At 48.3% G+C, this 15,047-nt stretch carries 9 protein-coding genes and 8 pseudogenes; 1 reads left to right on the top strand and 16 read right to left on the bottom strand.

The genetic code is table 11. The features are described from left to right. Positions 1-49: 49 nt before the first annotated feature. The 10 genes and pseudogenes from MN084_RS13015 to MN084_RS13050 all read right to left on the bottom strand — a co-directional run. Positions 50-574 (bottom strand): glycine zipper 2TM domain-containing protein, encoded by a 525-nt coding sequence (locus MN084_RS13015; protein WP_241086093.1) that lies wholly within the window; start codon positions 572-574, stop codon positions 50-52. Between the two features lie 185 nt (positions 575-759). Then, a pseudogene (locus tag MN084_RS13020) lies at positions 760-1,257 on the bottom strand (integrase core domain-containing protein); the annotation flags it as partial. A 39-nt stretch (positions 1,258-1,296) separates the two neighbouring features. Next, a pseudogene (locus tag MN084_RS13025) lies at positions 1,297-2,057 on the bottom strand (transposase); the annotation flags it as partial. A 296-nt stretch (positions 2,058-2,353) separates the two neighbouring features. After that, positions 2,354-2,959 (bottom strand): annotated as a pseudogene (locus MN084_RS13030) (transposase); the annotation flags it as partial. Positions 2,960-3,201: 242 nt separating this feature from the next. Then, entirely contained in the window at positions 3,202-3,597 is a 396-nt protein-coding gene (locus tag MN084_RS13035; RefSeq protein WP_330178091.1) for a lytic transglycosylase domain-containing protein, read from the bottom strand. Between the two features lie 391 nt (positions 3,598-3,988). Next, on the bottom strand, positions 3,989-4,204 hold the full coding sequence (locus tag MN084_RS13040) for a YchJ family metal-binding protein (RefSeq protein WP_241086091.1): 216 nt from the start codon (positions 4,202-4,204) through the stop codon (positions 3,989-3,991). Between the two features lie 345 nt (positions 4,205-4,549). Then, complete coding sequence (locus MN084_RS13045) at positions 4,550-4,849, bottom strand: hypothetical protein (RefSeq protein ID WP_330178092.1); 300 nt, start codon at positions 4,847-4,849, stop codon at positions 4,550-4,552. A gap of 358 nt (positions 4,850-5,207) precedes the next feature. Then, entirely contained in the window at positions 5,208-5,582 is a 375-nt protein-coding gene (locus MN084_RS19820; protein WP_445083831.1) for a transposase, read from the bottom strand. A 281-nt stretch (positions 5,583-5,863) separates the two neighbouring features. Then, positions 5,864-6,037 carry a hypothetical protein gene (locus tag MN084_RS19825; protein WP_445083972.1) on the bottom strand — a complete coding sequence of 58 codons (174 nt, stop codon included), beginning with the start codon at positions 6,035-6,037 and terminating at the stop codon, positions 5,864-5,866. A gap of 304 nt (positions 6,038-6,341) precedes the next feature. Next, a pseudogene (locus tag MN084_RS13050) lies at positions 6,342-6,680 on the bottom strand (IS5/IS1182 family transposase); the annotation flags it as partial. A 75-nt stretch (positions 6,681-6,755) separates the two neighbouring features. Between MN084_RS13050 and MN084_RS13055 the strand changes: the two are divergent. Next, positions 6,756-7,597 (top strand): annotated as a pseudogene (locus tag MN084_RS13055) (transposase); the annotation flags it as partial. On the opposite strand, the pseudogene MN084_RS13060 reads toward MN084_RS13055, so the two are convergent. The 6 genes and pseudogenes from MN084_RS13060 to MN084_RS13085 all read right to left on the bottom strand — a co-directional run. After that, a pseudogene (locus tag MN084_RS13060) lies at positions 7,598-7,922 on the bottom strand (transposase); the annotation flags it as partial. Positions 7,923-8,070: 148 nt separating this feature from the next. Then, the gene (locus MN084_RS13065; RefSeq protein ID WP_277400335.1) at positions 8,071-8,964 is read right to left on the bottom strand and encodes a Kae1-like domain-containing protein; all 894 of its coding nucleotides are present in this window, start codon (positions 8,962-8,964) and stop codon (positions 8,071-8,073) included. A 24-nt stretch (positions 8,965-8,988) separates the two neighbouring features. Beyond that, positions 8,989-10,107, bottom strand: a pseudogene (locus MN084_RS13070) (Sua5/YciO/YrdC/YwlC family protein); the annotation flags it as partial. A gap of 235 nt (positions 10,108-10,342) precedes the next feature. Beyond that, positions 10,343-13,420: pseudogene (locus tag MN084_RS13075) on the bottom strand (type I restriction endonuclease subunit R). A 50-nt stretch (positions 13,421-13,470) separates the two neighbouring features. Continuing rightward, positions 13,471-13,671, bottom strand: a complete 201-nt coding sequence (locus MN084_RS13080; protein WP_241086600.1) for a hypothetical protein — start codon at positions 13,669-13,671, stop codon at positions 13,471-13,473. A 41-nt stretch (positions 13,672-13,712) separates the two neighbouring features. After that, positions 13,713-15,041 (bottom strand): restriction endonuclease subunit S, encoded by a 1,329-nt coding sequence (locus tag MN084_RS13085; protein ID WP_445083973.1) that lies wholly within the window; start codon positions 15,039-15,041, stop codon positions 13,713-13,715. Positions 15,042-15,047 lie beyond the last annotated feature (6 nt).

Below are 15,047 nucleotides of genomic sequence, written 5' to 3' on the forward strand. Positions count from 1 at the left end.
AGGGGTCTATCCATTATATTATCGAATATTGTACCTCTTCATAATAATGCTAGTATTTTCGCCCCCCGGTTGGTGCCACAGAAACATGCACCTCTATGTAACGCCCTGGATCGTTGTCAGTACGGGTCCAGAACATTTTCCCGTTGTATTTGTATTTTACACGATAACCAACCAATTCCTCATGTTCGCTGTAATTATCAACCAGTTCACAACGTCGTTCGCTGCTGACATAGCTGCGGCTCGGACGCCGCCCCATATCATTACCTATGGATCCACCCAACAACGCTCCGGCTACGGTCATGGCTTTTTTTCCACCTCCCTTGCCAAACTGATTGCCGACCACGCCACCGAGAATTGCACCTGCAATTGTCGGGGTGTAGGAATCACTGCGACCGCGCCCACGTTGTTCGACTCTTTCATTCCAGCAGCGCTCTTCCGGGTAATTGGTGCGTACCATTTCATAGAGTGGTTTGGCTTTGACGACGCGAGCCTTATCGTAGAAACTGTTGTCTGCCATGATGTTTCCCGCAAATGCGACAAAACCGAGAGCCAACACTGCAACTGTTTTTTTCATGATTCATCTCCTGTAACTGTCATTCCGGCTGACACTATCTCCATTCTATGATTGCAGGATATGCAATCCACCCTTAACCAAAGCTGAACAAACTCCATTTTTCTGACCGACCCCAGGAGCATAACCTGCTATGTTGTATTGATCAGGTGGATTTGAGCCCCTACCAAAAACTGTACCGGGCATTCTTAGAGGATTCCGGCCTTAGAGTGCTTCTCCCGGAATTCATCCGGCATCAAATTTTCCAGTGATGCATGGGGTCGAAATGTATTGTAATCATGGCGCCAGCTTTCAATCTTTATCTTGCGCATCTTTCAGTGACAAAAACCAATGGGTATTTAAATATTCATCCCTAAAACTCCCATTCAACGACTCAATAAACGCATTATCTGTTGACTTATTCCCTGCCGCGAAAAGTCTGACGTTATTTTATTCTCATACGCCCATTGATCAAGGGCCTTCGAAATAAATTTACGGCCATTATCGACTTAAATCCTCAAGGGCTTATGCTTATTACAGAGTCGTAATTGCTCCATAACATCTACAACCTGCTCCCCTTTTATAGCACGATCAACCGCAATAGCAACACATTCCAGGCTCAAATTATCGACTACAGTTAAGGCTTTGATTCGTCGCCCATTGAACAGTTGATCGGCGACAAAATCCATACTACAGCACTGATCAATATGAGAGTTCCGGCCTGAATGCTACTTACTTAAGCTTTTTTAGGTGCCATTTTTCCGAATATTCTCTCGCACAATAGCCCTGGCTTTGGTAAGTAGCGGGAATGGCTTGGATCTTCGTTTTATAGCCCGCGGCTCCATACATCCCGGTTGTTTTCCAACATGCTGCTGTGCAATGAGGATAAAAAGGCCATCAATTTTTTCAATGTCATAACGACCACTTTTTTGCCACACAACCCATAGCTGCAAGGTATGCTTGAAGCCCGGTTGTCGAGGAATGATGTCAGCCAGTAAAACCGCCTGAGCCATCAGTAAACGGATCAAGTTGTAAGCCAAAAGATAGACCCACAGCTCTTTTTCCGCCATTTCCGGTGTGCGACAACTTAATGTTTCCATTCCCAGAGTGGTCTTGCATGTTGCGTATACCTAACTCTACCTGCCAACGGTTCCGATTAGAGTGCCTTCAGGGCGGCTTTGCTCGTACTTTTTGAGCAAAGTAGTGTTGTCACCAGGATCTTACCGCCAGCACGCAACTCCCGCACTTTCAATCTATCGGGGGTTTGATCATACTCTGCCTGACTCATCCAGGCGGGTTTGACTTTTGGCTTGTCTATTTCGATAAGATGATCTCGCGGGCCCAGACGCTCTCCTTGGCGAAAATCCGTGCTGCGCCGCCGTGAACCATATTGCTCGAAAACGCCATCCACTCCTTTGGCCTGAAGAGCACACAACAGAAAATAGGTGGCATAAAAAGCATCCCCCAGAAGGAGATCACCAGCGTCCAAGGTACCAAGCATGGTTCTAAAGCCAGAAACATCGATAGCGTCTCTGTTGGCGGAAACAGCCTTTCCCGATATTCCGGTAACAATGATTCGACTTGATTGAGAAACTCAAGGGCAGGTTAGCCGATTAAAGAGAGCATAGGAATCACTGACTGTAGCGTAGGTTGTGATGCCTTTTTGTTGATGTATGCAGGCGCGTTGATTAGGATGCATTAAGGCTGGTTCCCTGGTTGTTGGTTGTTGGTTTAGTGATTAGCATCTTATCACCTGAACCAGCCTTTTTTTATTCGTTATATCAGCAGGTTATTGCTTAAGTAAATAGCATTCAGCTCCGGCCTGTCCATCCGGTGTGCGGCGGCAACTCGACGCCTTGCTCGTTTGTGCCTTAGATTCAGGCCCTCCTCACGATAGATGCGCAACACACACTTATGATTCACCCGCCAGCCTTCACGCTGCAATAGAATGTGAATACGCTGGTAGCTATAACGAACACGGTCTTTGGCAATTTCACATATCCGGAATCGTAAAGCCGGATCATCATGCTTCCTGCTTTTGTGGCTATAATTACTGCGGCTCATCTGAATGACTGCACAGGCCCGGCGGTTACTAACCCGGTAACTATCCTGGAGAAAAGTAATTGAACGTCGACGCTTGGCCGTCTTCAGCGCTTTTTTCGCACGACATCCTGAAGCATCTGCTTGTCCAGCCTCCATCTGCTTTAGGCGACGATTTTCGTCCTCTAATTGACGTAAACTCCGTCGCTCTGAAACGCCTAAACCTCCAAACTTATTTTTCCAATTGTAAAATGTCGCGTCCGATATTCCCATCTTGCGGCAGACCTCTCAAATCCGTGTTCCCGTTTCTGCCTGGCGCAATGCGAATGCGAATGCGATCTGTTGTTCCATGCACCGCAATTTCTTCATAGCTCATCCTCCTGCTTTCAGCTTAACGGATCCGCCAGAATTCTCTAATTTAGATCAGTACGGTTTTCAGGGAGGAGGTCACTTCATGGCAGAGAGGCGATTCGTTCTGTGAACGATCTGAAAAAGAGAACACGATCCTATATGCGAACCTTGCAAAAGAGGCCAGAACGAGTGAAAGTTACTTCAATACGACACACATAAAATACTCCACCTAGTAAGTGTATTTGGCCGCCAAGCTAATACTACCTGCTGGCGGGAATATTGGCCGATTTTCTATTCTTCTGATAAAACGCCAGCACACGGGTGACATACTGCTGGGTCTCAGGAAAAGGCGGCACTTTATTGCCATACTTCTTGACCGCATTCTCACCTGCATTGTAAGCGGCCAGCGCCAGCTTCAGATCATTCTGAAACATACTCAAAAGATCCTTCAGATACCGGGCTCCCCCATTTAGATTTGCCTTTGGATTCCATCTGTCAGAAACGCCATAACGCTTTGCCGTAGCCGGCATCAGCTGCATCAGGCCCATAGCACCTGTTCTGGACCTGGCACGCGGATCATAGGAGGACTCTGCCCTGACAATGGCATGCAGCAGTTCCGGACGCAGCCGGTTACTCCTCGCAACGTTATCGATCAAAGAAGTGTATCTGGACTTATTGCGTCGCATTGCAACCGTGTCAATACGCGATTTTGAGCTGGATTTTCGTGCTATCCTTGTTCTCCATATCAACTGATAGTTTGCGCCGAGCATTGGCTGATCAGTAAGAAAGATATTGCCATGGCGGTCTTTATACTTATAGATATCAGCCGATGCCGAGTGCATCGCAGACATTGCGATCACTGCAGAGAGCATGATTAATCTGTTAATTTGAAACCACACCATCATTCACCATCACCCGGATATCAACGTCCACAACATTTCTTGTCACTACCACAGGGACACGGATCATTTCGTCCCACCTTTGGCCCCTCATTCACCTGAGCCTTGGTTAATACCAGATCGCCATAATAAAATACCAACGGCCATCCTATTTTTCAAAACGGCTTTTCTCATGGTGTCGGCGGGTAACCCCTTTTTCTTTAAAAATTGCGATAAACTCAACAACGCCCTGTTGATCCTCTTCACCCCCTCCCCGCTTCAGTGGAAACCACCTATAGATCGAGCCATTGGGAATCCAGTGCCCAGCGGTTAGTCGCAGCTTCATCATAATCGTGGCGCTGATCCGGATGCAGACTGTCGCCAAGAAAGCCGATCTTCCGCTCGGCAAAGGGACACTAACGGGCACGCATCAGATTTTCAGCGGTAGTCACTTCCCGGGCACCTGAAAAGACAGGACTACAACAGTCATCAAACTCAATATGGGAGCCGCAGTGACAGAGTGACATCAAACAAAACCTCCTGAAAAATTTAGTGGCACATTAGTACGTCAACCATTCTCTCCCTATTTTGCCATCATCAGCGCTGAAATTCAGCGAGTCAGAGTGGATTCTGACGATGTGCATTAGTCTCTATTCGAAATTCGAAGATTCAAGAAAGGAACGCTTTCAAACACGCACTATGCCGAAACCAACAGCCTGTTTGTGAACCACTAGGTCACTGCAAGAAACAGCACCGATCCAAGCAGACATCCGGTGAGATCCCATAACTGATAGATTCCACCAGAAAGAATGATTCCGATCAATCTGCCACCCGCGTTTGCCATATAGTAGAAGCCGACATTCATCGCCACCTTGTCGTGGTCGGAATAGGCCAGAACAAGAAACGAATGAACCGCAGAATTGATGGTAAAGACGGCCCCGAACAGGGCCAGCCCGATGACCAGTGACCATGGGAAATCCAGTCCCAGATAGATTACTACGATAAGAGCGGCGGTGACCAGCAACAGCACCCAAAAACGGGCCGTTACGCTATCCGGCCCCGGTCATGATGAGAGCGGCGCAGTAGTTTAGGTGCTGAGGCCGGTACAAATCCATAACCGACAACCCAGAGCGCCATACTAAGTGCCTACTGTCGTATGTTCCCAACCCAACTCGGAAACAAAGAAGACAGGCAGGGCACAACAAACCAGATATCTCTGACACTAAAGAGAAAAAATTGCGCTGCAAAAAGCCTATTGATCACCGGGACCTTGGAGAGTATCTGACTGAGTTTTGCTTTTGCCTTGGAGCGCCCGATATCTCTCGGCAGCATCAGTTTGACGCTGACCTTTTCGCTCATTTCATTAACCAGGCAGACAAATACACTGACTAGGCAGAGTGCTTTATATCTGTCGCATTGAAGTAATTTTCCACTCGTTCAGGCCTTTCTTGCAAGGTTCGCATACAGGATCGTGTTCTCTTTTTCAGATCGTTCACAGAACAAAACGCTTCCCCGCTATGAAGCATGCTTTTCAGATCACAATTCAGATACTCGTCAGGATTCAGTTCCGGTGAATAGGCAGGCAAGAAAAAGACTTCCAGATAGCATTTTACGGTCCGGTCAGATAACCATCGCTTCACTTTCTTGGTATGATGCACTCGTAGGTTGTCCTGTATCAGAGATACCTTTCCCGGTATAGATTCAATCAGTGCCCTTAGAAATTTGACCAGCACTTTCGCATTCATGGATGGCTCATACAGCATGAAGCTGTACTTCACCCTGAATTCGTAATAGCTGAAATCATACTCAGCGACACTCGTTTGGACGGGAGCCGCTGTGCTGGCGTTTGTCCTTGCGGAGCATAACAGCGACCATACTGCGTGGTGTTTTTTATACCTATTTCACCACAGAATATAGTGGCACTCTCTTTTTAGCCCGCTCCTTAATGCCAGGATACTCACCTTTCAACCAGGCCTGATTTACTGGCTTTTGAAGTGTAAAATCCCAGCACTTAAGGTAGTCGCACACAGTCCGCACAGGGATACTAATCCCCCTGGAACTGCTTGATAAGTTGGGCAATGGAATCTCGTGTCCAGAGCACAGAGCCGGGTTTGTATTGATCCGGCATATAACCCCGAATCGCTTCAATGACTTTTTGCTCTTGATCTTCAGTCAGGCGACAGTGTGCATTTTTTGGTCCCCGCTTCGCGATGGCCAGAGCTTCTTTACCACCAACACGATAGCGCTTATACCACTATCCAGCCGTATTTGGATGAACATTCAATAAGCCGCCTATTTCCTTAAGCGCTTTCCTTGCAGGCGGAGCTAAACAGCTTGCTGTCTCAGAAGTTCTTGTTGCTCAGTGCTGAGCTTGCGTGCAGGCTATTATATTGATATATAAATATCTGCCGAGTTAAGGGAACCTCTAAAAACCCGACAAAAACCAATAGCCCCTAGCAAATCCAGAGAGCCCGGTATCTTCATGCTCATTTTTCTGACAACATCCATACTCATACCTCACTTCATCCGACCAGCCACGCCAATCGACGCATGTTGTACACCAAATTCATCACGCCGGGCCTGCCTTGCCCGATGCTACGCACCAATCAATTGGTCTGCTGGGCAAACACGTGCTCAACTCGAGCCCGAACTCTTGATTATTTTCGGTTTGCCTCTTGCTCCCGTTCATTCAAGGGGCGTTTGCGTGTCGACTTGCGATGAATCTGACTGCGGTAAAATGTGATGGCGTACTTGCGAATGACCTTGTGCTTCCAGTCTATGCTGATGTGGCTTTTGTACCCATAGTGGGTTTTGCCATGCTTCTTAGTCCAGTGGGCTGCAACATCCTTCTGGCGACGTTTGTTATTGTAATCCCCCCGAAAAGTAATCGGGTTTTTAAGTAGAGACTTTTATGATGTTAATCAGAGGAAGTTTTTATGAAGAAATCGAAGTTTTCGGACAGTCAAATTTTGTCCATCTTGAAGCAGCACGAAGCCGGTGTTTCGGTGTCAGAGCTGGCGTGCGAGCACGGGGTTAGCACGGCACTGATTTATCAGTGGCGTGCCAAATACGGTGGAATGGATGCCTCCCTGATGAAAGAGGTCAAAGATCTACGTGCTGAGAATGCCCGACTTAAGAAGATGTACGCAGAAGAACGGATCAAAGCGGAACTGCGACAGGAAGCCCTTGAGGGAAAGTTGTAGCGCCATCTCGTCGAAGGGGGATGGCGAAGCACACCGTGAGCCGTGATGGTATCAGTATCCGTTTAGCCTGTATCACTTTTGGTATCAGTCAGACCTGTTACCGATATGAGGCTAAATGCTCTAGTGAAAACAGGCCGATTGGCTATTGCGACTGAGACAAACGCACAAGCGTTGGGGCTTTGGTTTGTGCTTTCTGTATCTACGCAATGTGAAAGGCTATGGCTAGAACCACAAGCGGGGGTATCGCATTTATCGGGAGTTAGAACTTAACCTTCTGATTGAGCCCCGAAAAAGGATCAAGTCTGGTCGATGGATTTTATGTCAGACCAGCTTCGTGATGGGCGCCACTTCCGTACGTTCAATGTGATGGATGATTACAACCGTGAAGGGCTGGGAATTGAAGTCGGTTTATCACTACCTCATCGCGCGTGGTTCGGGCGCTAGAGCAAATCATTGAGTGGCGTGGAAAACCAGCGGCACTGCGGTGTGACAACGGGCCAGAGTATCTTAGTCAAACCCTGGTGAACTGGGCGAATGCGCACCGAACCACCTTGCTGTATACCCAACCGAGTAAGCGTATTACGTTGCCTGGGTACTGGGACGATAGCGGCATCTACAATCTGTCCTTTGCGAGCACTGAAGCCTGCTGCATCAATCTGGATCAACAGCGCTGAAAAGAGTTTATCAACAAGGCCTCGTTCTTTCAGACGCTCACGATACACCCAAACCATTTTGGTATCGGAGACCTTATCCCTCCAGGCTCAGTCCAAGAAAATGACAAAAGCTATAGCGATCCCGAATCTGGAACTCTGTTTGATCATCGGATAGATTGAACAAACGCTGTAGGACCAACACCTTGAACATCAGTACCGCATCGTAAGGTGGATGCCCACCTTTACTGGGGTCACTGTTCTTATAAACTGAGCCCAACAATGTTATACGATTTTTATCGTTTCATGTTTGCGATGTTAAAGGAAGACTTTTCTTGCAAGATATTCTATCATAATATGGATTGTTAATTCATACTTATCATGTGGTTATGAATAATTCATGGGCAACTAGCTATCATAGCCTGCCCAAGCGATAACCCGCCATCGTTCGCCGGTGTTGCTATCGGCGCAAGAAGCGCCTCCAACTCGATGGCCGCCTGTCCCTCGAAACCGGCGGAGTCGCGGCAGACATCAACTGCCGCTGCAACTGCATCAAACAGACGCCCGGCAGACGAGGCTGGCGGACTATTCAGTCCTTTCTCTGCCATGGTCTTTAAAGTCGCCAGGGGTTTGCTATTAAGGAAGCGGATGATACCCAACTCCCCATACACTTCTGCAACCTGATCCCAATCCAGCATATATAACAACTGTGCAAAAGTGTTGCGCCAGGGTTCGCGCATCGACTGAGCGCCGCCCAACATGGGAACCGGCTGAAAATAAGCAACGCGTTCAAAGCCATGGTAATCCGCCAGCAGGAATTCACCACCCCAGATAGTTTCATCCTCGCCAAAACCCAACCCATCCAGTGCTACGCCAAATACCTTCTCAGTATCCATCGGTAGCACGTGTTCCGCCATACAACCCGCTATATGGGCATGATGGTGCTGCACCTCGACAAGTTGTACATCCTCCTCTGCGGCAATCACCTTGCCCAACTGAGTCGACAGGTAGTCAGGATGTTTGTCCACCGCAATCACTGCCGGCGAGAAATCAAACAGTTGCCGGTAGAGTTGCAGATTATGACGATAATCCTGGTGAGTGGCGGCATCCTCCAGATCGCCCATATGCTGAGACAGGATAGCCCTGCCATCTTTCAATAGACAAAAGGTATTCTTCAGTTCCCCACCCATTGCCAGGATATTTTCAGCATCGGCGAATCCATCCGGCAACAGGATCGGCTGTGGTGCATATCCCCGTGCACGACGCAAGAATTGTGGTTTGCTATCTGCCATGCGCAACACCGAATCGTCCAGACGGTTAACGATGTCACGGTCGTGCAGCAGGTAGTAATCGGCGATCTGATCGAGCCGCTGATGCGCATCCCGATTGCTGATGGTCTGAGGTTCATCACTGCGATTGCCCGAAGTCAGTACAATCGGCTTCGTCATATCCTGCATCAGCAGATGATGCAGAGGAGTGTAAGGCAGCATGAAGCCCAAAGTATTCTGAACTTGGCGCAATACCCTGGGCGAGGGTTTCTCCAGCAGCATTCAACACCACAATCGGTGCAGCTCTGTCATTCAGTAGTGCCGTCTCTGTATTATCCACTTCAGCAAAGCGTGAAACCATCTCCGTGTCCCGTGCCATCAAAGCAAGTGCCTTTGATAGCGGTGCTTGCGCTGGCGCAGACGGTCAACCGCATCTTCATTGCTTGCATCGCAGGCAAGATGAATACCGCCAATGCCCTTGATCGCAACAATACTGCCTTGACGGATCAGGTGAGCAGCCGTTGCTATGACATCACAATTGTCATCCGGTACCAGCCGCTCTCCTCCTGCATCCTCCAGCCAGACCTGTGGACCACAGTCACTATAGGCGTTGGGCTGGGCATGGAAACGGCGATTAGCCGGATCTTCATATTCGGCCAGACACCGCTCACACATCGAAAAAGAGGCCATGCTGGTATTAGCACGGTCATAGGGTATCGCTCTGATAATCGACAGCCTGGGACCGCAATGGGTGCAGTTGGTAAAAGGGTAGCGGTAACGTCGATTGGTGGGATCCAAAACCTCGGCGAGACACTCCGGACAGGTTGCGGCATCTGCTGCCACATTGGTGCGCACCTTGCCTTCCCGGCTGACGACAATCTGAAAATCCTTCGGGATCACTCCATCATCATTCAATACCGTGCGAACAATCTCTTCAATACGTGACAAAGGAGGTTGCTCAGTCCGCAGACGTCGCACGAAATCATCCAACAATACCTGGCTTCCCCAGGCTTGAATCAGCACCCCTTCAGCATCATTCCAGACCCGTCCGGCAATCCCGCACTCATTGGCCAGCCGCCACACAGTCGGCCGAAACCCCACTCCCTGTACAATACCGGTTACCCGGATGTTTTCTCTTGTCATCAATGCACCGTACAAACCATACATGACCAAATTAATATTAAATTCTCTTAATTATTCAAATGGTTACTGAAAATTCATCCTCATTAAGTCAGGCTGCTTTCCAGCAAATCCAGTCTAGCAAAATCAATAAGTTAAGCTTCCATTTAGGAGAAAAATTATGTGCTTTGATACTTGGAAGAAAGCACCCAACGTTCTGCGGATTCTTTTAAATCACACCTTTATCTGGCTTTCACAAATCGATACGTTATCTCTGGCCAAACTAGTTCCCAATGATATGCTGCAAACTCTGTTTCATAGCAGCCCTAAATGCAGCATCCCCCAATAATTTATACAACTCCATTTCATTGCGGCGATTCTTGAGCATAACCTCTTCAAAAATTTTCTCGAATGCCAACTGACGGTTGTGAGTATCCTGATTGTTTTTGTACTTCTCTTCAAAATCAGGATGAACCTTTATACTGTCTGCAATATTGACGAACTTAACCCGCTGCTCTTCAGGAGTGGCACTCCACCCCTGGAACCAGCGTTCATTAAAGTTTTGAATAATCTCATCCAGTGGATCTCGTTCTTCTTCGCCATGAGTACCGCGTGGATTTGGGTTCTGTGGGTCGAGCTCAGTTTCAGTATCATCAAGGCCGATACTGTGATTGAGCTTCACTCTTTCGAGGCCGTATGAAGAGAGGTCCACTGACTCCAAAAGCTCATCAAGCTTATCCGCATTTGGGTCTTGCACCTTCAGCTTGGGGATAAGGAACTTAAGGAACCAGAACAGCTTCTCCCAAGCTGCAATCTCATAAGGCATGATAGCGGCCATCTGGCCATAGATTTTCACAAACTGCTTGGCTTTGATTTTGAAATCAGCCTTATCATCATCCTCCAGCTCAAGTTCTTCATTGAATCTAGCTGCCGCAGCATCAATGATGGGACTAAGCTCCTGCGCATCAGCATCATTGAAATATCGTTCAACAAAGTGCTCTACTTTATGCCATTCATACACACCCATATCATCCATGGCATCTTTCAGCTCATGCAGCACATTGACATCTGTTGCCTGAGACAGGCTGGTTGCAGTATAGAACGGGTCGAATGCCTTCTTGATATCTTCTGCCAAATTGAAAAAATCGAGAATAAAGAGGTCTTCGGTCTTCTTACTCCACTTAGGGGCAGCTCGATTGAGGCGTGACAACGCCTGTACCGCCAGTACCCCTTGCAGCTTCTTATCCACATACATAGAACAAAGTCTGGGCTGATCGAAACCTGTCAGATATTTATTTGTGACAATCAACAACCTGTAGGCATCCTGGTTGATTCCTTTTGGAACCGGGTCATTTGGACTCTTTCTCTTGTAATTGACGTCGAAGTAGTCCCTGGTATCACCCTCGGGAAATCCGTTCACCTCTGCTTCTGTATACTCGATCCCATCCACTTCCTTGGTGCCTGAGAAAGCGATCAGCGCCTTGAAAGGTTTACCCATATCGTCAAGCAGGCGGTTAATCGCCTTATGGTAACGGATAGCGGTCTCAATGCTCTGTGTAATGACCATTCCCTTGGCCTTTCCTTTCAGCTTTTTGCCATTGACCACTTGGGAGACAAAATGGTCGAGCATAATTTCGGCTTTGATGTTGATGGTCTGCTAATTGCGCTCCACGTAGGCACGTAGCTTCTTCTGTGCCTTTGCACTATCGAAGAGTGGATTGTCCTCTATCGACTTCTGAATTTCATAATAGCTCTTATAGGTGGTGTAGTTGGCTAGCACATCGAGGATGAACCCCTCTTCGATGGCCTGCTTCATTGAATAGAGGTGGAAGGGGTCAAAGCTTCCATCAGATTGTTTGACACCAAACTTCTCCAGGGTGTTGTTTTTAGGTGTCGCGGTAAAGGCAAAATAGGATGCATTGCCGCGCATCTTGCGTGACTTCATGGCCTGGAGAATTTTATCCTGCACATCCAGCCCCTCATCCTCGCCATTGTCTTCCTTACCCATAGCCCTATTCATATTATCGTGGGCTGAACCACTCTGAGAGCTGTGGGCCTCATCAATGATGACAGCAAATCGGTTTCTGCTGAGATCATCGATGCCATCTATGATAAAAGGGAATTTCTGGATGGTCGTAATGATTATCTTCTTGCCTTGTTCCAGCGCTACCTTGAGTTCAGAGGATTTGAAGGCCGGAGCGATGATATTCTTAACCGCGGAGAACTCCTTGATGTTCTCACGCAACTGCTTATCGAGCAGGCGTCGGTCGGTCACCACGATCACCGAGTCGAACAGAGGCTGATCCAGCCCCTTGGCACCCGGCACATCCTCACTCACTGGATAGGCCTCGATCAGCTGATAGGCTGCCCAGGTGATGGAATTGGACTTTCCCGAACCGGCCGAATGCTGAATCAGGTAGGTCTGCCCTACCCCTTTGGTACCGACATCCGCTATCAGCTTTCGCACCACATCCAACTGGTGGTAACGGGGAAAGAACAGTGTTCGCTTGTTCAATGACCTCTTGGCACTAGCATCGAGCCTGACGAAGTGTTGGATAATACTGGCGATGCTCTCCTTGCTGAACACCTCCTCCCAGAGATAAGACGTCTTGTGACCATTGGGGTTCGACGGATTACCTGTACCGAAATTAAAGCCCTTGTTGAATGGAAGAAAAATGGTGCTCTTCCCTGCCAGTTTGGTGGTCATGTAGACCTCATCGGTATCCACCGCCATGTGAACCAGACATCGGCCGAACTGCATCAGGGACTGGGCAATATCCCGATCATTACGATACTGCTTCTGCCCATGATAGCGGGCAGTCTGGCCGGTCCATGGGTTTTTTAACTCCAGGGTAGCGAAAGGCAGGCCATTGATGAAGAGCACCAGATCGATCTCTTCCAGAGTGTTGGCCAGCGAATAACGCACCTGACGGGTACTGCTGAAGATGTTCTCGGCGAAGTTCTGCTTTACCTTCTCAGAGCTACTGGCAAGTGGTGCTGGATACATCAGGTGGAGATGGGCGTCATCAACACTGAGCCCCTTCTTCAGCAGGTGAAGCAGCCCGTACTTTTTAACCAACCGGTCATAGCGTTCAAGCACCTTCCGTTGCCGGTCGGCACCGCCTTTTTGCAGCTTAGCCAACGCCTCTTCCTGGGTATTTTCCAGAAAACCCCAGAACCGCTTGGTATCAATGGCGTAATGGGCATTGAAGTCCAGTGGTAAACCCAACTCATAGCCATGACTGGCGCTGAACGGGATATCCCCACCCTCTGCGACTCGCTTCTGCTCCTCCAGGCATGTACCGGGAAGGTATCTCTCTATGGCCGCTTCCAGGGCCTGCTCGCTGGTATCACTTACCATAAGTCCCTCTTCTTTATTTTATTCGTTTTTCTTTACAACGATACGACTGCTCAAAGCCCCTGGGTCTTGAGTTTACTACCCGAATTTTGCAGTGGTGCCTTGAATTTTTTTTGGGTGATGAGTAACTCATCCCCCAGAGCAGAGGGCTGATTGGCCTGCCACTCCTGCAGGTGTTCGCGCTCCTTAAAATCCAAATCGCTGAAGGTCTTTACCGTAACCGGCGAGATGCGATTATCTTGTGAGTTGATCATGTACATAGCGGTTCCTTTCCTTAATTTCTATCCGTTCTGCCTTAGCCTGCCAGCGTCTCTTCCTGCAATTCTTCAACACCGGGCACCTTGATCTTGCCGGTCACGGCGCTGTTGATGAGAGTGGCCTTGTACTCCTTCAAGTGTTCTATCTGCTGTTGTTGTAGGTCGATAGCTTTGTTGATTTTGGCGGATTCGGTTTCAATGTGGGTGATGATTGCAATTTGCTCATCCTCTGGCGGAACCACCATGAAACGCTGTGCCAAATTATTGTATCGGATTCTTACAGCACGCTGCCGTACTGCATTACAAATAACCTGGATGTATCTTGCCAACGCCATTTCGCGAAGAAGCAGCGCAAAATACTCTGGGTGATACTTATCTAAAACAGGGTCACAGACCACATACTCAGGCGTGCACTTACCGTCTGAATCGGAGACACCGATTGCGCCTTCAAAAGCGTCCATAGAGTTAAGAACCAGTTGACCAATCCTAATCCCCTGATAACCCTGCTCCAGGATAGCTTCGGTATAACCACCCAAGCGCCGTTTGGACCTTAAAGTTACTTGCCCATCGCGATATGATGTAACAACACCATCCCCCTTTCTTAGCTCCAACCTACTCTGTGTGAATAAATATTTAAATCGCTCACCCTTCCAATGCACCGGCATCTCCCCAATCCACTCCACTCCGGAGTCGCGCATGGGGGCATCGGGATTGAGGCCACGGGTGACGGCGTTCTGGATGAGGATTTGCTTGCGCTCTTTGAGCAGGGTGATCTGTTGTTCCTTGATCGCTACCGCTTGGTCGATTTGGGTGGTTTTACGATCCAGGAAGGTGGCGATGGCGGTTTGTTCCTTATATGGCGGTGCAGCTAATAGGAAATTAGACACAAAACTAGAAGGAACCCGCTTTTGTCCTGCAGAACCTGTCATCATTTGTTCGCCTAAGCTCATAAACAAATGTGACTTTGACAGGTAGTATATGTACTTTGGATGAGCCCTTTTCCTACACCTCAGCACGTGAAACTCAGTAGACCCGAAACCCAAATCCGCTGGCATTTCACCAAGATGTGCTCCTTTTCCATTTTCAAAGCACGGAGTTATCTTCGCAACAATAACGTCATGCTTCCTGAAACTAGTAAAACCCTGTATAAGCTGCTTTATTTCTTTCTTCGTACCATAATCAACAGCCCCATTATTCGAGACATTTTTCATAGGCAGGAAGCATGCTATGTCCTTCTCTTCACTTGGTGACAATCTGAGTACAGGGTTAACAAATGCCAAATGTTTTAGCCTTTTGTACTTCCAGTGGCCAGGAACACAGCCAAGCCACTCTATACCAGAATCCCTATATGACTCATACCTCTGGATGACGCA

The organism is Candidatus Vondammii sp. HM_W22 (genome assembly GCF_022530855.2).
Classification (GTDB): domain Bacteria; phylum Pseudomonadota; class Gammaproteobacteria; order Chromatiales; family Chromatiaceae; genus Vondammii.

What these genes read in the sequence shown, in the direction of transcription:
- MN084_RS13080 (WP_241086600.1), bottom strand. Translation starts at nt 13,671, where the DNA reads ATGATCAACTCACAAGATAATCGCATCTCGCCGGTTACGGTAAAGACC.
- MN084_RS13015 (WP_241086093.1), bottom strand. Translation starts at nt 574, where the DNA reads ATGAAAAAAACAGTTGCAGTGTTGGCTCTCGGTTTTGTCGCATTTGCG.
- MN084_RS19820 (WP_445083831.1), bottom strand. Translation starts at nt 5,582, where the DNA reads ATGCTGTATGAGCCATCCATGAATGCGAAAGTGCTGGTCAAATTTCTA.
- MN084_RS13065 (WP_277400335.1), bottom strand. Translation starts at nt 8,964, where the DNA reads ATGGCAGATAGCAAACCACAATTCTTGCGTCGTGCACGGGGATATGCA.